We start from the raw sequence: 21,930 nt of genomic DNA, 5'->3' as shown, positions 1-21,930 counted from the left end.
AGAAGGCTATGGCGCTTCGCGATAATCAGGGTCGCCCGCTCGTCGCCGTCACCGGCATGGGCACGGTCACATCCCTCGGCCAGGGCAAGGATGATACCTGGGCCGCTCTCACGGCCGGCAAATCCGGCATTCACCGTATCAACCGCTTCCCCACGGAAGGCCTGCGCACCACGATTGCCGGCACCATCGACTCGATCGATGTGGAGCCCTTCTGCGCTCCCATGCTCTCCGAGCGCCTCGCCATGCTAGCGACCGAGGAAGCCGTCGGCCAGTCCGGCCTCGCCCAAGAGGATTTTCCGGGGGCGTTGTTCATCGCCGTGCCGCCGGTCGAAATGGAATGGCCGCAGCGCGAGGCACTGGCCAAGGCTTCCGGTCAGGAGGGTGACGTCACCTACAAGGACCTCCTGAAGGCGGCGGCTTCCGGCGAGTTCAAGCCCTGGCACGACCTCTTCATCTTCGGCACCGTCGCTGACCGGGTCGCCGACCGCTTCGGCACCAGGGGTTCGCCGATTTCCCTTTCCACCGCCTGCTCGTCCGGCGCCACCGCCATCCAGCTCGGCGTCGAGGCAATCCGCCGGGGCGAGACCGATGCGGCGCTCTGCATCGGCACTGACGGCTCGGTCAATCCGGAATCTCTCATCCGCTTCTCGCTGCTCTCGGCGCTTTCGACCCAGAATGAGAACCCGGAAGGCGCCTCGAAGCCCTTCTCCAAGAACCGCGACGGCTTCGTCATGGGCGAGGGCGGCGCGGCCCTCGTGCTCGAGAACGCGGAAAGCGCGAAGGCGCGCGGCGCCAAGATCCTCGGTTATGTGCTCGGCTGCGGCGAGAAGGGCGACGGCTTCCATCGTACCCGCTCCTCGCCTGACGGCATGCCGGCCATCACGGCGATCCGCCAGGCGCTCGAGGATGCGGGCGTTGTCCCTGAGGACATCGACTATATCAACGCCCACGGCACCTCGACGCCGGAGAACGACAAGATGGAGGCCATGAGCTGCACCGCCGTGTTCGGCGAGCGCATGGCGAATCTCCCGATCTCCTCGAACAAGTCGATGATCGGCCACACGCTCACGGCCGCCGGTGCGGTCGAGGCCGTGATGTCGTTGCTCACCCTCGCCACCGGCCGCATCCCGCCGACGATCAACTATCAGGTGCCGGACCCTGCGATCCCGCTCGACGTGGTTCCGAACGTCGCCCGCGACGCGAAAGTGAATTACGTGCTTTCGAATTCCTTCGGTTTCGGCGGCCAGAACACCTGCCTCGTCTTCGGGGCCGAGCCGAAAGGGGCTTAGATCATGACCCGGGTTCTGGTGACGGGCGGGGCTAAGGGTGTGGGCGCCGCCATCGTGCGGGCGCTGGTTGCGGCCGGCCACGATGTCGATTTCACTTACCGCTCCTCGGGCGATGCCGCGAAGGCGCTGGCCGACGAGCTGATGCAGGCCCATCCCGGCTGCACCATCACGGCGCATGAAATCGATCTCGCCGACAAGGCAGCCCTGGACGCCTTCTGCGAGAGCATCGAAGGCGAGGGCTTCTTCGGCCTCGTGCACAATGCCGGCCAGCCCTACGACGCGCTCGCCGCCATGATGCAGCAGGACAAGGCCGAAGCCGCCATGCAGGTGAACTTCTGGTCGCTCACCCGGATCGCCAAGGCGCTCATGCGCGGCATGATCCGCGCCAAGGCCGGCCGCATCGTCACCATCGGGTCCGTCGCGGCGCTCCAGGGCAATCCCGGCAACGCGGCTTACGCGGCCTCCAAGGGCGCGCTGATCTCCTATTGCCGCACGCTCAGCGTCGAGACCGCCAAGCGGGGTGTCACCGTCAACGTGATCGCGCCGGGCTTCATCGACACGGACATGATGGCCCCTTACGCGGCCTACCGTGAAAACATGGAAAAGCAGATCCCGGCAGGACGCTTCGCCAAGCCGGAGGAGGTCGCCGGCCTCGCCGCATTTCTCCTGAGCGAGCCCGCCGCCTACATCACGGGCGCAGTACTGCCGATCGACGGCGGCCTGACCTCGATGCTGGGCGTGCATCGGTAGTCTCCCCTGTCGTCCTCGGCGCTGATGCTTTGCGAGAGAATGATACCTCTCACGTCATCCCCGGCCCTGTGCCGGTGATCCCGATGGATTGAAACGCCGCGCTTTTCCTTATCGGGATGGCCGGGACAAGCCCGGCCATGACGTGGAGGGTGTCGTCCCCGGCGGCCGAAAGGCCGGGAGAGGGTCCACTGACAAGCGCTGCGGGCGATGATGGATCGTCTTTCCCGCTCCGGCCGGGAACGACACAAAACTTGTCATCCGCCCCTCAGCCCTTTAAGCCGCCGGAAAAGAATTTCTCTGTGAACGCTGCACTTTGAGACGCAGGCGGTCACACGACCAGGATTGGTTTTCATGCGCTCCCTTCAGCTCTTCGGCGACCGTGACCTTCGCATCACCGAGATGGAGGCGCCTCCGCCGCCTGCTCCCGGCGAGGTACAGGTGCGGGTGAAGGCGCTGGCTCTCAATTTCCTCGATGTCTGGGGTTTTCGCGGCATGGCCTTTGCCAAGCGCAAGATGCCTCAGGCCGTGGGCGTCGAAGCCTCGGGGGAGATCGCCGCGGTAGGCGAGGGTGTGACCCGGTTCAAGGCGGGCGATCCGGTGACCATGTACGGGGCCGAGACGTGCGGCCACTGCAAGGCCTGCCAAAAGGGCTGGGACAATCTGTGCGAGAACGTCGCCGGCATCATGGGCTTCCATATCGACGGCTTCGCGCGCGAGCTCATCAACCGGCCGGAGCGGCTGGTCATCCCGGTGCCGCAGGGCGTCTCCTTCGAGCAGGCGGCCTGCGCGCCCATCGGCTTCGGCACCGTGCAGCACATGCTCTTCGACAACGCCAAGCTGGAGCCGGGCGAGTCGATCCTCGTCCATGCCGGCGGCTCGGGCATCGGCACGGCGGCGATCAAGATGGCCAAGGACATCGGCTGCACCGTCTATACGACGGTGGGCGACGACGAGAAGGGCGAGAAGGCGAAGGCGCTCGGCGCCGATAACGTCGTCAATTACCGCACCGAGCGCTTCGAGGGCGAGGTGCGTCGCCTGACCAAGCGCAAGGGCGTCGACGTGGTGTTCGAGCATGTGGGCGCCGAGACCTGGAACGGCTCGCTCCTCTGCCTCAAGCGCGGCGGGCGCCTCGTGACCTGCGGCTCGACCTCGGGCGTCTCTACAACCATGAACCTGATGCAGCTCTTTCAGCAGCAATACCGGATCTTCGGCTCTTTCGGCTGCCGGATCGAGAACATTGCGCAGTCGCTCGACAAGATGGCCGGGGGCATGACGCCGGTCATCGACGCTGTCTTCCCGTTGGACGAATTCCAGAAGGGCCTGGAGCGGCTAGAGGGCCGAAAGGTCTTCGGCAAGGTCGTCGTGACTTTCTGACCCGGCCTCTGGTACAAACGGCCGCGCAGCTACAGATCTTGACGAAACGGGCTCCCCGCGAAAAACACGCGGGGCCTTTTCTTTTTAATGCCGGCCCGGCGCCGGCTCATGATGCCAGGACTCAAACGACGTGCAGCAGCCCCACCGCTCCCGCAACCTTGTCTCGCGTTTCATCGGATCGGTCGTGGTCGGCATCGTGCGTGGCGTCTTTGCTTTCTCGCGGGCTCTGGGTCCTGAGCGCTCCGGCGCCGTGGGGGCTGCGCTCACCCGCACCTTCGGTCCCTTGCTGCGGGCCCACAGGACGGCCCTTGCCAATATCCGAGCGGCTTATCCGGACAAATCCGACGCCGAGGTGAAGGCTCTGGCGCTCGCCGCCTGGGACAATCTCGGTCGCACGGGCGGCGAGTATCCCCATCTCGGCCGCCTGTTCGATTTCGATCCGGACAGCACGACACCCGGCCGGACCGAGGTCGACGGGATCGACCACTTCCTGGCTCTTCGTGACGACGGCAAGCCCGGGCTCATCTTTTCCGCCCATCTGGCCAATTGGGAACTGCCCGCGATTTGCGCCGCGCGCTTCGGGCTCGATACCACGGCAGTGTTCCGCGCGCCCAACGATCCGGCCATCGCCCGCGTCCTGCACGAGATCCGCAGCGAGACCATGGGTAATCTGGAGGCGGCCCGCCAGGGTGCGGCCTTCGCCATGCAGGGCGCGCTGGAGAAGGGCGGCCATCTCGGCATGCTCATCGACCAGCATTTCACCAGGGGCGTGATCGTGAACTTCATGGGCCACCCGGCCCTGGTGAACCCGATCCTCGGCAAGTTCGCCCGCCGGTTCGATTGTCCGGTTCACGGCGTGCGGGTGATCCGCTTAGCCGACCATCGCTTCCGCCTGCAGCTCACGCCGCCGCTCGATCTGCCCCGCGATCCCGACGGGCAGATCAACGTGCAGGGCGCCATGCAGGCCATGACCTCCGTCGTTGAGGAATGGGTGAGGGAATATCCCGAGCAATGGCTGTGGATGCACCGCCGCTGGCGGGTTCCGGCCGCCGTTCAAGGTAACGTGAGTTTCCCTTGAGGTCGATTTCGTGTTCGATAGCGGCACCATGGCGTCCCGTTTGACACTGACTTTGGCGGCCCTCGGTCTGGCCGCTCTCCTTCAGCCTGCTCTGGCGGACCCCCCGCGTGCGGTCGTCGAGCTGTTCACGAGCCAGGGCTGCTCCTCCTGCCCACCGGCGGATGAGCTCCTGGTTGAATATTCTCGCCAGCCGGACGTCATCGCGCTGTCCATGCCCGTGAATTATTGGGATTATCTCGGCTGGAAGGACACGCTCGCCCGTGTGGCCTTCACCGAGCGCCAGAAAGCCTACGCCCATTCCCGCAAGGACCGGCAGGTCTTCACGCCGCAGATGATCGTCAACGGCAAGAAATCCTGCATCGGCTCCGACCGGGACCAGATCGAGACGGCCATCCAGGCCACCTCGAAGGGGCGCAAGTCCCTGCCGGTGAACGTGACCGTGGGTGAGCAGAACGGCATGTTGACGATTGCCGTGGAGGAGACCCCGGACACCGCGCAGCGTTCGGCCGAATTGTGGGTGCTGCCCGTCCTGAAGTCGCAGACGGTGCCGATCGAGCGCGGCGAGAACCGCGGCAAGACGATCACCTATGCCAATGTGGTGCGCGGCCTGACGCGCGTCGGCGAATGGCTCGGCGGCTCGGCCCGTTTCGAGGTGCCGCTCGAAACCGCGCGCAGCGGCGGGGACGCCTATGTGGTGCTCCTGCAGAGCACCGACGCGGCCCGGCCCGGCGTCATCCTGGGCGCCGCGAAAGGCCCCGGCCTCTAGTCACATCAGAATGATGACTTTGTTGGGCAGCTCGTCCACGTCGTCAAGGCGGGGAGGGGCGTGCTCCGCCAGGATCGCGCCCGTGCGCCGGATGGCCTCGATCAGACCTTCCGTCATGCGCCCGTCTCTGATCGCTGCGGTCAGGTCTGCGACGATGTCGGCCCATAGTCCCGCATCGACCCGGTCCGCGACGCCCGTATCGGCCAGGATCTCGGCATGGTGCTCGGCGAGCGCCAGATAGATCAGCACACCCGTCTTCTCCCGGGTGCGGGTGAGACCCCGGCGCAGGAACTCGTGCGAGGCGGCCTCGTGGGCCTGGGCACGCCTGATCGAGCGCGGCACCAGGGCATAGCGCAGCTTCGGCCAGGAGAGGGCGAGGCTCAAAGTCAGCGCCACCGCGAGCTGGATCAGGAAGATCCGCGACGTGCTGATCGATGTCAGCCAGATCAGCGGCCAGGGCGTGATCAGCGCCGCGAGAAGCGCCCAGAGAAGCGGGATCGCGCGGTAATGGCCCGCCTGCTCGGCGATGACGAGCACGACCTCGCCGGAGGTGTTGTCCTCCTCGTCGCTGATCGCATGGGCGAGCCGCATCTGATCGTCGGGTGAAATCATCTACCAGCTCCCCGAAGCGCCACCGCCGCCCGACGAGCCGCCGCCTCCCGAGAAGCCTCCCCCGCCTGACCATCCACCGCCGCCACCGGACCAGCCCCCTCCGCCCGACCATCCGCCGGGCGTGACGATCCAGGGACCACGGCGTCCCCGCCTGACGCCGCGCCCTCGTCCTGCTCCCATCAGGCGCGAGATCAGAAAGAACAGCATCAGGAGAATGATGAAGGCAATGACGGGATCGATGCTCGTGGTGTTGTCCTCGCGCACTTCGGCCCGGCGATGCCATTCCTCTGCGTCGCCGGTGAGGATCGACAGCATGGCGTCGACGCCTGCATCGATGCCGCCGGCGAAATTACCTTTCTGGAACTGTGGCGCGATGGCCGTGGTGATGATGACCTTGGAGAGCGCATCCGTCAGCGCACCTTCCAGCCCGTAACCCACTTCGATGCGTACCTTCCGCTCCTGCGGCGCGACGAGGAGCAATGCGCCGTTGTCCTTGCCCTTCCGGCCGAGCTGCCAGTGCCGGAAGAGCCGGTTGGCGTAGTCCTCGATCTCGTAGCCTTCGAGGGAGCGCAATGTCGCGACCACCACCTGATCGGTGGTTTTGTCCTCATGGGCCTTCAATTTCGCTTCGAGTGCTGTCCGCTCCTCGGGTTTCAGGAGATTCGCCGCATCGACGACACGGCCGGTGAGCTGCGGAAAGGTCTGAGCGAGGGCGGGATTGAGCCCAAGGAAGACCATGACGCCAAGCGCCACCATGACCCCCTGCCAAGCGGATAAGGGCAGGACGGAAGGGCCACCCCTCATCGGACGAAGCACGTCAGAACTTCACCTCTGGCGGGCGATCGGAGCCGGCGGTGGCGGTGAACGTCTCCATCGGCTTGGCGTCGGGATAGACGATCGAGGCGATCCAGCGGCCGGGAATGGTGCGCAGCTCCGTGTTGTAGCCCTGCACCGCCGCGATATAGTCGCGCCGCGCCACCGCGATGCGGTTCTCCGTCCCTTCGAGCTGGGATTGCAGGGCCAGGAAGTTGGCGTTTGATTTCAGTTCCGGATAGCGCTCGACGGTGGCGAGCAGCCGGCCCAGCGCACCGGAGAGCTGGTTCTGCGCCTCTTGGAACTGCCGGAATTTCTCAGGGTCCGTCACGGTGGAGGCATCGACTTGGACCTGCGTGGCCTTTGCCCGAGCTTCCGTCACCTGGGTCAGCACCTCGCGTTCCTGCTGGGCGAAGCCCTTCACGGTCTCGACGAGGTTGGGGATGAGGTCGGCCCGGCGCTGGTACTGGTTCTGCACCTCGCTCCAGGCGGCCTTGGCCTGTTCCTGCAGGGTCGGGACGTTGTTGATGCCGCAGGCGGACAGGCCGAATGCCAGGATCATGCCGATCAGCGCCACGTGCATCCTTGAGAGCAAAGCCTTCATCTTTGTCCTTCCCGCGATTCGGTTTTTTCGAACCTTTGCTGGGTTCAACACATGGAGCAGGGGTGGCGTTTCAACAAGCTGCTTTTCGGTGGCCGTACACATGGGATTGGGGCATGATCCCGCCGGTTTACGGATCGGATTCTCCGCATGACCTTCCTGCCTGACGTCAGCACCCTGCTCACCTATACGCTGGCCGCGATCCTGCTCTTCATCACGCCGGGTCCGGACATGAGCCTGTTCCTGGCGAAAACCATGGCGGGTGGGCGGAAGGCGGGCATGGCCTCGATGCTGGGCGCGATGGCAGGATGCTGCGTGCATACCGTGCTGGCGGCGCTCGGCCTCTCGGCGCTTCTGGCGGCTTCCGTGACCGCCTTCACGGTGCTGAAAGTCGTCGGTGCGCTCTATCTGCTGTGGATGGCGTTCGATGCCGTACGCAACGGCTCAGCGCTGCATCTGAGAGAGGAAGGACGGGCGGAGGTTCCGTTCTGGAAGACCTTCTTCATGGGGGTGGGGATCAATCTCACGAACCCGAAAGTCGTCCTGTTCTTCGTGACCTTCCTGCCGCAATTCGTCGACTCGGCCGATCCGCATGCGGCAGACAAACTGATGTTCCTGGGCCTCTATTTCATCGCGCTCACGGCACCCATGGGCGCGCTCGTGATCCTGGGCGCCGACAAGGTGATCTCGCTCCTGCGCGGGCACCCGAAATTCATGCGCGGAATCGATTATTCCTTCGCCGGTCTGTTCTCGGCCTTCGCGATCAAGATCCTGACGACATCGGCGCGGTAGGATCGGGACGCCGAGGCTCGCGCCGGGCGATAAGCCAATAGACCAAGCCCGCCACGGCTCCGGTCAGGCCGAGCACGAGACTCACATGCAGCTCCGCCGGCGAGGTGATCCGCGCCGATCCGCGCAAAATCCATGGCACCGCTGCCGTCAGAATCCCGGTGGCAAGCGCATGCCAGAGCAGGCTTCGCAGCCCGAGAACCTCGCTGATGATCGCGATCAGCAGCGGCGGGAAGATGAGCAGCGTGAACATGATGCGGCCGACGGCCAAGAACGCGTCCTCCACGATAGGGCCGGGATCCTCAGCGGCGAACACCGCGTCCACCAGCGACCAGAAGCCGACGAAGAGCGTATCCCCCGTCAGCATCGCCATGACCGGATCGACGACGGTGGCTATGAGGAAAAAGGTGCCGCTCGCGCCGATGGCGATGAGGAGCGCGAAGGGGATGAGGAGGAGCCAGCGGAACATGCCGGCGCATAGTGGCAAAGTTCGCATCGCCCCGCCAGAGGTCCCCGCGGGACGGACCGGTTTCCCCACCGAACGATGCGCTAGAGCTATTTCTCCTTGCCTGGAGATAGCTCCCTTCCTTGCCTTGCGGCATTTTTCGGTGAACCGGAGCCCCTTCGCCGAAAAATGCTCTAGTTAAGGAACAGGGCGGCGGGCATCCATGCAGGAGGAGGACGTCATGGCCACGTCGAAGCTGGACGAGCGACGGCTCATGAGCGACGAGGAATATACCCTCGTCGAGCAGACCCATTATCCCGTGCTGGGCAAGTTGGAGGATGCGGCGCTCAAGGACCTGACCCAGCGTCTGCGGGAGCGGCGCGACCGGGCCCGGGATATCGCCCATCGCCAGCGCCGCGACGTCCGCGGCAAGGGCCGGCAGGCCACGACCTTCGAGAAGCAGGATGCCGGCAACCGTCAGAAGGCGGGCATCCTGGCCGAGGCCCTGACCCGGATCAACAGCGAGCGCATGCACCGGAAAGCGGACGAATTCCGGGCGAACGCCCGCCGTGCGTTGCTTCTGCGGCAGGGCGCAGAGGCCGCGGAGCGTCCCGGTTCCGGACGGACGCCCCGGACCGGCATGCGCAAGAACCCGAGCACCCGTCGCGAGCGGATCGTCAATCCCATGGACGCCGGGCGCGTCTCGCAGGCGGGCAAACGCGCGCAGGCGGTGCGGGACAATGCTTAGGGAATGCTCCGCTTCCTCTTCCGTCATCACCGGTCTTGTGCCGGTGATCCCGATGAATTGAAGCGTCACGTTTTTCCGATTGGGATGGCCGGGACAAGCCCGGCCATGACGAGGAGAGGTATGATCTCTTCTGAGCGAAGGCGTGGAAAGTCGGAGCGCTACTCCCCGTCCCCCAGGGCATAGACGCCTTCGGCCCCGATGCCCTGTTCGGCCATCATGCGGGCGCGGGCGCGCAGCTTCTCTGTCTCGCTCTTGAGCTGGCCGCAGGCGGCGAGGATGTCGCGGCCGCGCGGGGTGCGGACGGGCGAGGCGTAGCCTGCGCGGTAGACGATCTCGGAGAAGCGCTCGATCCGCTCCCAGTCCGAGCACTCGTATTTCGAGCCGGGCCAAGGATTGAACGGGATCAGGTTGATCTTCGCCGGAATGCCCTTCAGCAGGCGCACGAGTTCGCGGGCGTCTGCATCCGAGTCGTTCACGCCCTTGAGCATCACGTATTCGAACGTGATGCGGCGCGCGTTCGACAGGCCTGGATAGGCGCGGCAGGCATCGAGCAGCTGCTTGATGTCGTATTTGCGATTGATCGGCACCAGTTCGTCGCGCAACTCGTCGCGCACCGCATGGAGCGAGATCGCCAGCATGGTGTTCGCTTGCGCACCCAGACGCTCCATCTGCGGCACGACGCCGGAGGTGGAGACGGTGATGCGCCGGCGGGACAGGGTCAGACCCTCGCCGTCCGACATCACGTCGATGGCGGCGATCACGTCACCGATGTTGTAGAGCGGCTCGCCCATGCCCATGAACACGATGTTGGACACGAATCGTCCGCCGTCGTTGGGCACGAACGCGCCTTCCGGCGGGGTGGCGTCGGGCCAGTCGCCGATGGAATCGCGGGCGACGATGAGCTGCGCCACGATCTCGGCCGAGGTCAGGTTGCGCACGAGGCGCTGTGTGCCCGTGTGGCAGAAGGAGCAGGTGAGCGTGCAGCCGACCTGGCTCGACACGCAGAGCGTGCCGCGGTCGACTTCCGGAATGTACACGCACTCGATCTCCGCGCCCTTGTCGAGCGGGCCGGTGGAGGGCATGCGGATGAGCCACTTGCGGGTGCCGTCCTTCGACACCTGCTCGGACACGACCTGCGGGCGGGCAAGCGTATAAGCGGCCGCCAGCTTGGCGCGCAGCTCCTTGCCCATATTGGTCATCTCGGCAAAGTTCTTCGCCCCGCGGAAATAGATCCAATGCCAGAGCTGGGCGACGCGCATCTTGAGCTCGCGCTCGGGCACGCCGATGGCGGAAAGCGAATCCTTGAGCTGGTCGCGCGTAAGGCCGATGAGCGAAGCGCCGCCGGGGGCTGCTCCCGCCGCCACGTTCAGCTCCGCTTTCTTTTCGATGAACCCGGCCGCGCGCGCGGCATCGCTCACGGCCACGGGGGCCGCATTGGGGTTACGCTTGGCGATGTCGAGCACCGTCGCCATGGGAAATTCAGCCTCGTTGTTGGGAATGAGCGGGTCTTATAACACGATTGCGTCGGAAACGTGAGCCTCGCAACGCAAAATTCCGGGCTTTCAGGCCCGGAACATGCGCATCGAGGCTGTCATTTTCAACGGTGCAGGGTGCTTCTGCTTACGACGCGCATTCCTTGCGGGCGTGCTCCAAAGCTTTGCCGAAGCCGGTGAGGGAATAGCGGTCCGTCAGGCTCGAGCCGCGGGCCGATTGCATCTTCACGGTCACGGTTCCGCTGCGTGCCATGGTGGCGATGGCCTGACCTTCCTCGGCGGGGTTTTTGAGCCAAGCATTCGTGGTCTTGGTGATCAGAGCATAGGAGGCATTGCCGATGGCGGCTTCCGCCGGGCCGTTCTCCTTGGCGGCGAAGCCGAGCACCAGGGCGACCTCGTTCTTCACGTTCTCCGCCGGGCGGAAGGACACGAAGAGATAGGCCGGGTCCCGGTTCACGTTCTTCGGCAGCCGGTCCTTGGGCTGGCTCAGGGCATAGCAGATCTTCGAGCGGCCGGTCTGAGCCGTATAGACGCCCCAGTCGCCATAGGATGTGAGGAGCGAAGCGCCGCCCGGGCCCGTCGCCGCCTGGGCCGGCCTTGCGGCACTGGCCGCCGCCGCGCCAGCTGCGGCTCCTGCCGCTGCGGGCTTGGCCGCATTGGTCCTCGTCGTCGTCGCAGGCTTGGGCATTGCCGTTGGCGCTGGTTTGGCTGCGGCCGGGCGCGTCGATTGCTGCCCACGCTGGGACTGAGCCAGAACTGCAGACCCGGTTCCGATGGCGAAAATGGCGGAAAGGATGCCTGCGGCGATGCCGCGCTGGAGAGATGCAGTAATCATGGGGCGGACCATATAGGCGGATGGTTAAGAACTCTTCACCATCTCCGTTAAGGCTGCGCCAGGGAATTGGCGATGCGTCGAAACGTGGCGGTGGGACAAGCATGGCGGTTTCAGCTGAACCGCAGCCCAATAAAAAGGGCCGCCGAAGCGGCCCAGAGGTGTGTTGAAAAGCTTGTTCGTCTTTAAAAGCCCGAGGAAACGAAATAACTTTTTTGCGAACAAGACATCTTTACGACAGCTATAATAACATTTCAATAAGTCAATATTCTTTCTCCTGAATAGAATCCTTCCAAGACGGAATTAGCCTCGTCCGGTCGCATCCCTCAGGGCATTCCGCGCCCTTTCCTTGTGCTCTTCCGTAATGGAACCGGCCACCTGGGTGATGGCGGCTGCCAGAACTGCGGCGTCGTCGGCAAAGCCGAACAGGGGCAGAAGGTCGGTGACCGCATCCGCGGGGAACACGAAGTAGGCGATGGCTCCGAGGAGGATGAGCCTCACGCGGCTCGGCGTCGACGGATCCGTGGCGCAGAAGAAGGCCGCCACGAGGTCTTCCGCGAAGGGAACCTTGCCGGCAACCCGCTTCAGCTTGTCCCAGAACCGACGCTTCAGGCCCTCCTCGTCACGGGTTGCCTCGCGCATGGCCTCCATCTCGGCCTTGGTAAAAGGCTTCGTGAAGGGTTCGCTCATGTAATCTGCTCCTTCCATGGTCTGCGTTCCCGTTGCGTCGAGAATAGCTTAAGAGGTCTCCAGAGAGTGGGAGAAAAGCGATGAAGCTCGACAAATTGATGGCAGCCATCGTCACTGGAGGTGCCTCGGGCCTCGGCGAGGCCACGGCGCGCATGCTTGCCTCCAGCGGCGCAAAGGTCGCCATTCTCGATATGAACGCCGAGCGCGGCGAGGAGGTTGCCCGGGACATCGGGGCGGTCTTCTGCAAGGCCGACGTCACGGACGAGGCTTCCATCGATTCGGCCCTTGCCGCGGCCCGCGCCGCCAACGGCATCGAGCGCGTTCTCGTCAATTGCGCCGGCATTGCGCCGGGCAGGCGCACGGTCTCGAAGAAACGCGAAACGGGCGAGTTGATCCCGCACGACGTGGCAAGCTTCCGCCGCGCGGTCGAGATCAATCTGATCGGCACCTATGCCATGATCGCGAAATGCGCTACGGCGATTGCCGGGCTCGACCCGGTGACACCCGATGGCGGGCGCGGCGTCATCGTCAACACCTCGTCGGTGGCCGCGCAGGACGGGCAGATCGGGCAGGCCGCCTACGCTGCCTCCAAGGGCGGCGTGCTGGGACTGACGCTTCCCGTCGCCCGCGACCTGTCCGGCTTCGGCATCCGCGTGATGACGATCATGCCCGGCCTGTTCCACACGCCGCTGTTCGAGGGCATCGCGGAGGATTACCGCAAGGCGCTCGAAGCCAACGTGCCGTTCCCCTCGCGGCTCGGGCGCCCCGAGGAATATGCGACGCTGGTGAAGGCCATCATCGAGAACGACATGCTCAACGGCGAAGGCATCCGCCTCGACGGCGCGCTGCGTATGCAGCCGAAATAGGAAGCGTTCACGACGCTTTACCCCGGTTCTCGGGAAAGCTCTCGAGATCCGGGGTGCGGAGCCAGTGCTCTCGACGCCTGGCCCAGGCTTCATAGGTCGGCGTGAAAAGGTTGGGCTCGTCGAAGGCCCCGAGCTTGATTTCGATCTCGGTATCGGAGTCCCGGTCAAAGACCTGCGAGCCGCACGAAGTCCAGAAGCAGCGCTCGGATTCCGGCGTGGCGGACCAGCCCCGAAAGTCGCCCGAGATCGCCACCTGATCGATGGCGAAGATCAGGTAGGCGTTGAAGGGCGCGCCGCTGATCTTGCGGCAGGTCATGCAATGGCAGAGCCCCACGCGCTTCGGCTCGCCTTGGGTCCTGAAGGTCAGCTGCCCGCAGGCACAGCCGCCCGTCCGGATGCGTGTCTCGGTCATGGTCTATCGCTTCGCCGTTCCTGTCGTCATCTGGTCCATGCGCTGTGCCAGTTCGATGTCGCGGCGTGTCAGACCCTTGGCGTCGTGGGTGGCGAGCGTCACCTCGACCTTGTTGTAGGTATTCGACCATTCCGGGTGGTGATTCATGGCCTCGGCCACGAGCGCGACGCGGGTCATCCAGCCGAAGGCCGCGTTGAAATCGTCGAACACGAAGCGCTTATGGATCGCGTCGCGGCCTTCGACGAGCGCCCAGCCGTCGAGGGCGGGCAGGAGTTCGGAACGTTCGGCTTCGGTCAGGCGAGGCATGAGCGCACTTCATCGTGAGGACAAGGGTCGCCTTAGTGATGAAGCGGCAGGGCGAGGTTTCAAGGCCTCATGCGATGCCGAGGAGCCGAATGAGGCTCAAGCTGATCGCGATCAGCACCAGGAGCGAGAGCGTCACGGCGAGCGTCACCCGGGCGCCGACACTTTTCAGGACCCTGAGATCGACGCCGAGGCCCAATGCCGCCATGGAAATGACGGTCAGGAGCGTTGCCGTCGGCACGATGACCTGCAGGATCGCATCGGGAACGGCGCCGAGGGAACGCAGCACTGCGAGGCTCAGGAAGCCGACGATGAACCAGGGCACGAGCCGGCCCCAGGACAGGCTCGGCTTCGCGTTCTTCCTTCCGTGGCCTGCGACGAGCGACAGCGCGATCACCACCGGCCCCAGCATCAGCACGCGCACGAGCTTCACCAGGGTGCCGAGCTGCGTGCTGACGAGGCTCACCGGCACGGTGGCGGCCAGCACCTGGGGCACCGCATAGACCGTCAGCCCCGCGAGCACGCCGTATTGGGTCATCGACAGGCCGAGGAGCGGCACCAGCAGGGGCAGGGTGAGCACGACGATCACGCCGAGGATGGCCGTGAACGCAATGGAGGAAGCCACGTCCTCCGGCTTCGCCCCGATGACGGGCGCCACGGCGGCAATCGCCGAATTGCCGCAGATCGAGTTGCCGCAGGCGACCAGCATCGCCATGCGCTTCGGCAGGCCGAGCCATCGGCCGAGCCCGTAGCTCGCCCCGATAGCCAGCACCACCACGACGGCAATGCCGAGGATGAGGCCAAGACCTGCATCGAGAACGGCCTGAAAGCTGATCGAGGCGCCCAAAAGCATCACGGCGATCTCGAGCAGGGTCCTGGCGGAGAAGCCGATGCCGGGACCCCAGCGCCTGTCGGGCGTCCAAAGGGTCCTCACGACGGTGCCGAGCAGGATCGCGATGACGAGCGCCTCCAGCCACGGCCGGCCGGCCCAGTGCTCCTCGACCCATTGCAGGCCCATCGCGGCAAGCGCGATCGCTGCGCACAAGGCTATGCCGGGCGCCAGTTGCGCGATGCGGTTACGGATCATGGAAAGTCGTTCTGCTTCAGGCCTCTGGCTCAGGGGCTAGTCTCAAGGCCGGCAGGATGCAAGCGCGAAACGCACCACGGCCATCCCGGCTCGCCTGCGGCGCCCGGAACGACGAAGAGAATTTCGCTCAATCCGCGAACCCGTCCTCGATGGCGCGCCAATCCTGAGTCAGTGTGAACGAATGACGGTCGATGACGATGAAGCAGCCGCCGCCCGGATGTCGAGGACGGCTCTCCTTCCCGATGTCGACCTGCTGCAGGTGCGCCGTGAGCAGGCATCCGACCGCCCCGTGGGAGACGACGACGATATCGCCGGAGGTCTCGTCCCCGCGCAGGATCCGGCTGACGGCCTGCACGATTCGCGTCTGCGCGTCGACGGCGCGTTCCCAGCCGCGGATGCTCTCATGCGGCCGGCCGAAGAACTCGCGCACTACGTCCCAGAATTCCGGCGGCGCGATGTAGCCCGTGGCGGAACGGTCGTTCTCGCCCAAATCCTCGTCGGTCCGATAGGAGAGGCCGAGGCGCTCCGCCACCATGGCGGCACCGTCCCGCGCTTTCCGCTCGGTGCTGGCATAGACGGCAGAGATGTCCCTGTCGGCGAGCAGTCCCGCGAAACGCTCCATGCGGGCGCGCCCGATGGCGTTCAGGGGCCATTCGGGAATGGGCTGGTCGGGGTCGATGACCACTTCGGGATGGGTGATGAAGACAAGTGAAGCCATGGACGCGAAATAACCGTCCCACACCCGCGCGTCGAGCTAGCTCAAGGGATAGGCCGCCTCGATGATGTAAGGCCCGCCACCGACGGAATTCCGGGAGGAGTACAGAACGAAGCGGTCGGCCGTGAAGGTCAGCTTCGGGAAATGGCCGCGGGTCGCGATGTAGTCGGCCACATCGATGGGCGAGACGTTGCGCAGGCGCGCCAGGGTCACGTGCGGCGTGAACTTGCGTGTCTCCGGCGGCAGGCCGATCTGGCGCAGCAGGCGTTCCTGCTCCGCCTGCAGCTCGTTCAATTCGCCATTGCCGGAGGTGCGGGCGAAGACGGCGCGGGGCTTCCCGCCGCCGAAGGTGTCGAGCCCGTCGATGGTGATGGTGAGCGGAGTGCGTTGGCGCCTCTCCCCAAGGGCCGAATAGACATCGTCCGCCATGCGGTCGTCGATATCGCCGATGAAGCGCAGGGTGAGATGATAGTTCTCAGGATCGATCCAGCGCGCTCCGGGAAGGCCGCCGCGGAACGTCGAGAGGGCCAGGGCGATCTCGGCTGGGATCTCGATGCCGGTGAACAGACGGGGCATACGGCACCTCCCGAGGCTTGCTGGTGTGATTCAGACGATTGGTGGTGAGGTTTGTTCCGATGGGGGCATCCTCCTCGTCATCGCCGGCACAAGGCCGGCGATGACGAGGAGCAGAGCGCAGCGCATTTGTGAATCGGGATGGCCGGGACTGATCCCCGGATCGAGCCCGGGGACGGCCATGACGCGAGAGGGTGAATTACGGGCAGGGATTGCAGTGCTCGACATGGATCGCGTTGATGCGCTCCTCCAGCTCCGGCGTGATCGTCACCTCGATCGACGCGATATCCGTCTTCAATTGCTCCATGGAGGTCGCGCCGATGATGTTCGACGTGAGGAAGGGGCGGGAATTGACGAAGGCGAGGGCCATCTGGGCCGGATCCAGGCTGAATTCCTTCGCGAGCGCGATGTATTTGCGGATGGCGGCCTCGGCGGTCGGGTTCTCGTAGCGCTGGCCGCGACTGAACAGGGTCGTGCGCGCTCCCGGCGGACGGGCGCCGTCGAGGTACTTGCCCGTCAGGTAGCCCTGGGCCAGCGGCGAGTAGGCGAGCAGGCTGACATTCTCGTGCATGGTGACCTCCGCCAGCGCGACCTCATAGGTGCGGTTGAGGAGGTTGTAGGCGTTCTGCACCGACTGCACTCGGGCTTGGCCCTTGGCGTCCGCGTGCTTGAGGAAGGTCATGGTGCCCCAGGCGCTCTCGTTGGAGAGGCCGAAATGGCGGATCTTCCCGGCCTTCACCAAGTCGGTCATGATCTCGACCGTCTCGGCGATGGGGTGGGATTGGCCTTCCTGGTGGCGGAAGATCGTCGGGTTCGAGCCCCAGGGCATGGGGCGGTCGGGCCAGTGGATCTGGTAGAGGTCGATATAGTCGGTCTGGAGCCGCTTGAGGCTCTTGTTCACCGCCTCCTCGATCTGGGCGCGCGAGAGTTCGCCCTTGGAGCCGTCATCCCGGTACCAGGTGCTGTCGGAGCGGCCGATCACTTTTGATGCCAGAATCACCTTGTCGCGGCTGCCGCGCGCCTTGAACCATGAGCCGATGATCCGCTCGGTGGAGCCTTGGGTCTCGGGGCGGGGCGGGATCGAGTAGAGTTCGGCCGTGTCGAAGAAGTTGATGCCCTGCTCAAGGGCATAATCCATCTGCGCGTGACCATCGGCCTCGGTGTTCTGCTGGCCCCAGGTCATGGTGCCGAGGCAGAGGAGGCTGACATTGAGGTCCGTGCGGCCGAGGCGGCGGTATTCCATGGGCATAAGCTCCTCGCGGGGACATGATCCGCCGCGTTCAGGCGAGAATGAGGCGCTGAAGACGATCAGCGCTGAGAAAGGCGGGCGAGAAAGCTCTCGACGCTGGGCAGGATGCGCTCGACGATGATCTCAACGCCCTTGGCCGTCGGGTGCATCCCGTCGGGCAGGTTGAGGGACCGGTCGCCGGCGACTCCATCCAGGAAAAAGGGATAGAGCACAAGGTCGTGCTTCTTCGCAATGTCCGGATAGATGCTGTCGAATCTCTGCACATATTCCGGCCCGAGATTGCGCGAGGCATACATGCCCGCGAGCATCACCGGGATGTTGCGGCTTTTAAGGCGCTCGACGATGGCCTCGACGTTCTTGCGGGTCCCAGCCGGATCGAGGCCGCGCAGCATGTCGTTGGCGCCGAGTTCCAGGATCACTCCGTCGGTGCCGTCGGGCACGGACCAGTCGAGCCGGTCGAGGCCGCCGGAGGAGGTGTCACCGGAGACGCCTGCATTGGCGACCTCCACCCTGTAGCCCTTGGCCTTGAGCGCGCGCTCCAACGCCACCGGAAAGGCCGCTTCCTGCGGCAGGTTGTAGCCGGCGCTCAGGCTGTCGCCCAGCGCGACGAGGCGGATTGGGTTGTTTTGGGCGTGAGCTGCGGGGAGGGGGGCGATCACGGCGACGAGGACCGCCGCACACGCAAAAATGATCGTCATGAATGGGCCGGATTGGCGCTTCATCGATAGGCTTCCCATCTATGCCGGACTAGAACCGGGTAGCTTCGGATTTTCCAACAGATCGGGTGAGTGGGTATGCAGGACAAGGCCATCGCGCTGCACGATGTCGATTTGAGCCTCGGGCGCGGGCCCGCACGGGTGCATATTCTCAAAGGAATTTCCTTGAGCGTCGACAAAGGCGAGGCGGTGGGCCTGATCGGGCCCTCGGGCTCGGGCAAGTCGACCCTGCTCATGACCATGGCCGGGCTCGAGCGTCCCGATTCGGGGAAGGTGATCGTCGACGGCACCGACCTGTCAGGCCTGGATGAGGATGCGCTGGCTCGTTTTCGCGGCCGGCGGATCGGCATCGTGTTCCAGTCCTTCCACCTCGTACCCACCATGACGGCGCTGGAGAACGTGGCGCTGCCCCTGGAACTCGCCGGCGAAAATGAGGCCTTCGAGCGCGCCGAGGCGGAACTGCAGGCGGTGGGCCTGGGCCATCGCCTTCACCATTATCCGGCGCAGCTTTCGGGCGGCGAGCAGCAGCGCGTGGCGATCGCCCGGGCCATCGTGCCCAATCCCGCCATTCTCGTGGCGGACGAGCCTACGGGCAATCTCGACGAGAACACGGGCGGGTCCGTCATCGACCTGCTCTTTGCCCTGAAGCGCGACCGGGGTGCGACCCTTGTCCTCGTGACCCACGATCTCAATCTCGCCCGCCTCTGCGATCGAATGGTGCGCCTGCGCTCGGGGCAGGTGGAGGCCGGCGCGGCCTCGGTCGCGGTTTGAGGGGGCTCGTCATGCACGGCTCCCTTCCCGCCACGCCGCAGCGACGCCCGGCATCCGCGTCGCGCCTGCCCCTCCTGCTCCGCCTCGCTTTCCGTGAATTGCGCGGCGGCCTGAGAGGGTTCGGCATCTTTCTCGCCTGCATCGCGCTCGGCGTGGCGGCGATTGCCAGCGTCTCGTCCCTGTCCCGCTCGCTGACCGAAGGGATTTCCCGCGAAGGCCGGCGGATTCTCGGCGGCGACATGGCTTTCTCCCTGCTCCAGCGGGAGGCGGGTGCGCCTGAGCGGGCGTTCCTCGAATCGAAAGGCCGCGTCAACGTCGTTGCCACCATGCGGGCGATGGCGGTGGCCGGCGAGAAGGGCTCCGGTCTCGTGGAGATGAAGGCCGTTGACGGCGGCTACCCCAATGTCGGCATGCTCGAAACCGATCCGCAGCTAGCCCCCGCCGATCTCTTCGCCGAGCGCAATGGCGCCTTCGGGGCCGCGGTCGATCCGGCGCTCCTCGCTCGCCTCGACCTGAAGGTGGGTGATCGCGTCACGGTCGGCGCGGCCAACGTGGAATTGCGGGCGCGTCTCGTCTCCGAGCCCGACAAGATCGCCGACGGCATCGGCTTCGGGCCGCGGCTCCTGCTTTCGCAGGATGCCCTGCAGGCGACCGGCCTCGTGCAGCCGGGCAGCCTCGTGCGCTGGACGTACCGGCTGACCCTGCCGCCGGAACAATCGACCGAAGAGAGACTGACGCGGATCGACACGGAGGCGAATCGCGTCCTGCCCGAGGCCGGCTGGAACATCCGCACGCGCCTCAACGCGGATCCGCGCTTTGCCCGCAATATCGAGCGCTTCACCCAGTTCCTCACCCTCGTCGGCTTGACGGCGCTCCTCGTCGGCGGCGTGGGCGTCGCCAATGCGGTGCGCGGCTTCGTCGACCGCAAGCGCGCTTCGATTGCCACCTTGAAGAGCCTCGGCGCTCCCGGCGGGCAGGTGGTGCTGCTCTATCTCACGCAGGTGATGCTGATCGCGCTGGTCGGCATCGGCATCGGCCTGGCCTTCGGGGCTGCGCTTCCCTTCGTGATCACCGGGCTCTTCGGACACCTCCTGCCGATCCCGATCCAGCCGACCCTCGCCTGGAGCGAGCTCGGCATCGCGCTGCTCTACGGCATCCTCACGGCTCTGGTCTTCGCACTGGCCCCCTTGGGACGGGCCCATGACGTGCCGGTCTCCGGTCTCTTCCGCGATCAGATCGACCCGGAGCGGCGCTGGCCGCGCAAACGCTACCTGACGGCCCTCCTGCTGTCCGTCGCGGCCCTCGTCGGGCTGTCGCTGCTCGCCGCCTATGACCGGCGCATCGCCCTGATGTTCGTGGGCGCGGCGGCCGGATCCTTCGTGCTCCTGCGCCTCGTCGCGCTGGGAATCATGGCGCTCGCCCGCCGCCTGCCGCGTCCTCGCGGCACCGCGCCGCGGCTCGCGCTTGCCAATATCCACCGGCCTGGTGCGCTCACCCCCTCCCTGGTGCTGTCCCTGGGACTCGGGATCACGTTGCTGGTCACCCTTGCGCTCATCGATACCAACCTGACCCGTCAGCTGACACAGAGCCTGCCGGAGCGGGCGCCGAGCTTCTTCTTCCTCGACATCCCCAACCAGCAGGCGGATGCCTTCGAGGGCTTCCTCAAGAACCAGGCCCCGGAGGCCCATATCGAGCGTATGCCGATGATGCGCGGGCGCCTCGTGACGCTCGGCGGGCGGCCCGTGGCCGAGATCAAGGCGAACGAGGACGTGTCCTGGGTGCTGGAGGGCGACCGCGGCATCACCTATGCCAAGGCGCCGCCGGAAGGCTCGAAGGTGGTGCAGGGCGAGTGGTGGCCGGAGGATTATCGCGGCAGACCGCTCGTCTCCTTCGACCGCAAGATCGCGGAAGGTCTCGGGCTGAAGATCGGGGACGAGATCACCGTCAATGTGCTCGGGCGCAACATCAGCGCCACCATCGCCAACCTGCGCGAGATCGAATGGCGCTCCATGGGCATCAACTTCGTCATGGTGTTCTCGCCCAACGCCTTTGCCGGCGCACCGCATATGCATCTGGCCACGGTCACCTTCCCGAACGGCTCGGACGCGGCGCTCGACGCCCGTATCCTGAGAAGCTCCGCTCAGGCCTATCCCATGGTCACCAGCGTGCGGGTGAAGGACGCGCTGGAGGCGGTGAACGACGTGGTTTCGCAACTCGTCATGGCGATTCGCGGCGCCAGTTCCATCGCGCTGATCGCAAGCCTTCTGGTTCTCGCCGGCGCCCTGGCGGCGGGCCACCGGGCGCGCCTCTACGATGCGGTTGTGCTGAAGACCCTGGGCGCCACGCGGGCCCGGCTGATCTCCGCCTATGCGCTCGAATATGGATTGCTGGGCTTGGCCACGGCCGTGTTCGGCCTGCTGGCGGGCACGGTCGCGTCCTATTTTATCATCACCCGGGTCATGAACCTAAGCTTTACGTTAGATCTCTCGGGAGCCGTGCTGGCTTCCCTGCTCGCCGTGCTCGTGAGCGTCGGATTAGGCCTGATGGGAACCTGGCGGATCTTAAGTCAAAAGCCGGCTTCATACTTGAGAAATGTTTAAAGCCGAGCGCGGCTCGGGCCGTTATAAAGGATCGCGGAAAGCCGAACGAGGAGCAGCATTCATTCTGCTCTTCATTCTTCTTCTTCACGAAGGTTTGAAGCTTGACGCTCCCCCTTGCGGAATGAAGTCAGCCCTCTCATATTTCAGGTGCCGTCGAAAACTTGCGCCGGCCGAGGGCTGACTTCCCAGCCTTTCGAGGGAACATCAACGGGACACCGTGAGAAAGGGCTCCGATGCAACCGTATGAGCAAAACCAAACCGCCTATGGCACCGGCTTTGCCCGGACGGAGGCTCAGGTCGACCAGGGCCTGCGTACCTTCATGCTCGGCGTCTACAACAACATGATCCTGGGCCTTGC

24 protein-coding genes are annotated in these 21,930 nt (G+C 65.3%); 10 read left to right on the top strand and 14 right to left on the bottom strand.

The features are described 5' to 3' along the window. The first annotated feature begins 8 nt into the window (after positions 1-8). From FS320_RS04330 to FS320_RS04310, 5 genes are all read left to right on the top strand, one after another. The gene (locus FS320_RS04330) at positions 9-1,289 is read left to right on the top strand and encodes a beta-ketoacyl-ACP synthase (RefSeq protein WP_152709635.1); all 1,281 of its coding nucleotides are present in this window, start codon (positions 9-11) and stop codon (positions 1,287-1,289) included. A 3-nt stretch (positions 1,290-1,292) separates the two neighbouring features. Continuing rightward, the gene (locus FS320_RS04325; RefSeq protein WP_152709633.1) at positions 1,293-2,039 is read left to right on the top strand and encodes an SDR family NAD(P)-dependent oxidoreductase; all 747 of its coding nucleotides are present in this window, start codon (positions 1,293-1,295) and stop codon (positions 2,037-2,039) included. 351 nt (positions 2,040-2,390) lie between these two features. After that, positions 2,391-3,413 (top strand): zinc-binding dehydrogenase, encoded by a 1,023-nt coding sequence (locus tag FS320_RS04320; RefSeq protein ID WP_152709631.1) that lies wholly within the window; start codon positions 2,391-2,393, stop codon positions 3,411-3,413. A gap of 130 nt (positions 3,414-3,543) precedes the next feature. Further along, positions 3,544-4,491 carry a lipid A biosynthesis lauroyl acyltransferase gene (locus tag FS320_RS04315; RefSeq protein WP_162002820.1) on the top strand — a complete coding sequence of 316 codons (948 nt, stop codon included), beginning with the start codon at positions 3,544-3,546 and terminating at the stop codon, positions 4,489-4,491. A gap of 28 nt (positions 4,492-4,519) precedes the next feature. Continuing rightward, positions 4,520-5,257, top strand: a complete 738-nt coding sequence (locus FS320_RS04310; RefSeq protein ID WP_152709629.1) for a DUF1223 domain-containing protein — start codon at positions 4,520-4,522, stop codon at positions 5,255-5,257. On the opposite strand, the gene FS320_RS04305 is transcribed toward FS320_RS04310, so the two are convergent. From FS320_RS04305 to FS320_RS04295, 3 genes are all read right to left on the bottom strand, one after another. Next, positions 5,258-5,869 carry a TPM domain-containing protein gene (locus FS320_RS04305; RefSeq protein WP_152709627.1) on the bottom strand — a complete coding sequence of 204 codons (612 nt, stop codon included), beginning with the start codon at positions 5,867-5,869 and terminating at the stop codon, positions 5,258-5,260. It lies immediately after the preceding gene. After that, entirely contained in the window at positions 5,870-6,625 is a 756-nt protein-coding gene (locus tag FS320_RS04300) for a TPM domain-containing protein (protein WP_244626970.1), read from the bottom strand. 61 nt (positions 6,626-6,686) lie between these two features. Further along, the gene (locus tag FS320_RS04295; RefSeq protein ID WP_152709625.1) at positions 6,687-7,286 is read right to left on the bottom strand and encodes a LemA family protein; all 600 of its coding nucleotides are present in this window, start codon (positions 7,284-7,286) and stop codon (positions 6,687-6,689) included. A 147-nt stretch (positions 7,287-7,433) separates the two neighbouring features. Here FS320_RS04295 and FS320_RS04290 point away from each other — a divergent pair, with 147 nt between their 5' ends. Next, on the top strand, positions 7,434-8,075 hold the full coding sequence (locus FS320_RS04290) for a LysE family translocator (RefSeq protein WP_152709623.1): 642 nt from the start codon (positions 7,434-7,436) through the stop codon (positions 8,073-8,075). Here the strand turns inward: FS320_RS04290 and FS320_RS04285 are convergent. Beyond that, positions 8,047-8,541, bottom strand: a complete 495-nt coding sequence (locus FS320_RS04285; protein WP_152709621.1) for a hypothetical protein — start codon at positions 8,539-8,541, stop codon at positions 8,047-8,049. The genes FS320_RS04290 and FS320_RS04285 overlap by 29 nt on opposite strands. 217 nt (positions 8,542-8,758) lie before the next feature. Here FS320_RS04285 and FS320_RS04280 point away from each other — a divergent pair, with 217 nt between their 5' ends. Beyond that, positions 8,759-9,265: a hypothetical protein gene (locus tag FS320_RS04280; protein WP_152709619.1), complete on the top strand. Its 507-nt coding sequence runs from the start codon at positions 8,759-8,761 to the stop codon at positions 9,263-9,265. Positions 9,266-9,423: 158 nt separating this feature from the next. On the opposite strand, the gene rlmN is transcribed toward FS320_RS04280, so the two are convergent. The 3 genes from rlmN to FS320_RS04265 form a co-directional block, all read right to left on the bottom strand. Further along, positions 9,424-10,737 (bottom strand): dual-specificity RNA methyltransferase RlmN, encoded by a 1,314-nt coding sequence (rlmN, locus tag FS320_RS04275; RefSeq protein WP_152709617.1) that lies wholly within the window; start codon positions 10,735-10,737, stop codon positions 9,424-9,426. Positions 10,738-10,885: 148 nt separating this feature from the next. Further along, positions 10,886-11,593 carry a hypothetical protein gene (locus tag FS320_RS04270; protein ID WP_244626969.1) on the bottom strand — a complete coding sequence of 236 codons (708 nt, stop codon included), beginning with the start codon at positions 11,591-11,593 and terminating at the stop codon, positions 10,886-10,888. Between the two features lie 300 nt (positions 11,594-11,893). Next, positions 11,894-12,241 (bottom strand): YkvA family protein, encoded by a 348-nt coding sequence (locus tag FS320_RS04265; protein ID WP_244626973.1) that lies wholly within the window; start codon positions 12,239-12,241, stop codon positions 11,894-11,896. Between the two features lie 119 nt (positions 12,242-12,360). Between FS320_RS04265 and FS320_RS04260 the strand changes: the two genes are divergently transcribed. Next, positions 12,361-13,146 carry an SDR family NAD(P)-dependent oxidoreductase gene (locus tag FS320_RS04260; protein ID WP_152709613.1) on the top strand — a complete coding sequence of 262 codons (786 nt, stop codon included), beginning with the start codon at positions 12,361-12,363 and terminating at the stop codon, positions 13,144-13,146. 7 nt (positions 13,147-13,153) lie between these two features. Here FS320_RS04260 and FS320_RS04255 read toward each other — a convergent pair whose 3' ends face one another. From FS320_RS04255 to FS320_RS04225, 7 genes are all read right to left on the bottom strand, one after another. Beyond that, positions 13,154-13,558, bottom strand: a complete 405-nt coding sequence (locus FS320_RS04255) for a GFA family protein (RefSeq protein ID WP_152709611.1) — start codon at positions 13,556-13,558, stop codon at positions 13,154-13,156. Between the two features lie 3 nt (positions 13,559-13,561). Continuing rightward, complete coding sequence (locus FS320_RS04250) at positions 13,562-13,864, bottom strand: 4a-hydroxytetrahydrobiopterin dehydratase (RefSeq protein ID WP_152709609.1); 303 nt, start codon at positions 13,862-13,864, stop codon at positions 13,562-13,564. Positions 13,865-13,931: 67 nt separating this feature from the next. Next, positions 13,932-14,948 carry a YeiH family protein gene (locus FS320_RS04245; protein WP_152709607.1) on the bottom strand — a complete coding sequence of 339 codons (1,017 nt, stop codon included), beginning with the start codon at positions 14,946-14,948 and terminating at the stop codon, positions 13,932-13,934. A gap of 127 nt (positions 14,949-15,075) precedes the next feature. Beyond that, positions 15,076-15,666: a histidine phosphatase family protein gene (locus tag FS320_RS04240; RefSeq protein WP_152709605.1), complete on the bottom strand. Its 591-nt coding sequence runs from the start codon at positions 15,664-15,666 to the stop codon at positions 15,076-15,078. A 36-nt stretch (positions 15,667-15,702) separates the two neighbouring features. After that, on the bottom strand, positions 15,703-16,239 hold the full coding sequence (thpR, locus tag FS320_RS04235; protein WP_152709603.1) for an RNA 2',3'-cyclic phosphodiesterase: 537 nt from the start codon (positions 16,237-16,239) through the stop codon (positions 15,703-15,705). A 196-nt stretch (positions 16,240-16,435) separates the two neighbouring features. After that, positions 16,436-17,479, bottom strand: coding sequence for an aldo/keto reductase (locus tag FS320_RS04230; protein ID WP_152709601.1), 1,044 nt, complete (start codon positions 17,477-17,479; stop codon positions 16,436-16,438). A 65-nt stretch (positions 17,480-17,544) separates the two neighbouring features. Then, positions 17,545-18,207: an arylesterase gene (locus tag FS320_RS04225; RefSeq protein WP_152709599.1), complete on the bottom strand. Its 663-nt coding sequence runs from the start codon at positions 18,205-18,207 to the stop codon at positions 17,545-17,547. Positions 18,208-18,279: 72 nt separating this feature from the next. On the opposite strand from FS320_RS04225, the gene FS320_RS04220 reads away from it, so the two are divergent. Continuing rightward, the gene (locus FS320_RS04220; RefSeq protein ID WP_152709597.1) at positions 18,280-18,972 is read left to right on the top strand and encodes an ABC transporter ATP-binding protein; all 693 of its coding nucleotides are present in this window, start codon (positions 18,280-18,282) and stop codon (positions 18,970-18,972) included. An 11-nt stretch (positions 18,973-18,983) separates the two neighbouring features. After that, the gene (locus FS320_RS04215; protein ID WP_152709595.1) at positions 18,984-21,572 is read left to right on the top strand and encodes an ABC transporter permease; all 2,589 of its coding nucleotides are present in this window, start codon (positions 18,984-18,986) and stop codon (positions 21,570-21,572) included. The last annotated feature ends 358 nt before the right edge of the window (positions 21,573-21,930 follow it).

The organism is Microvirga tunisiensis, assembly GCF_009296175.1.
Taxonomy (GTDB): Bacteria; Pseudomonadota; Alphaproteobacteria; order Rhizobiales; family Beijerinckiaceae; genus Microvirga; species Microvirga tunisiensis.
The sequence above is the reverse complement of the archived record's forward strand: the minus strand, read 5'-3'. Positions and strand labels throughout refer to the sequence as shown.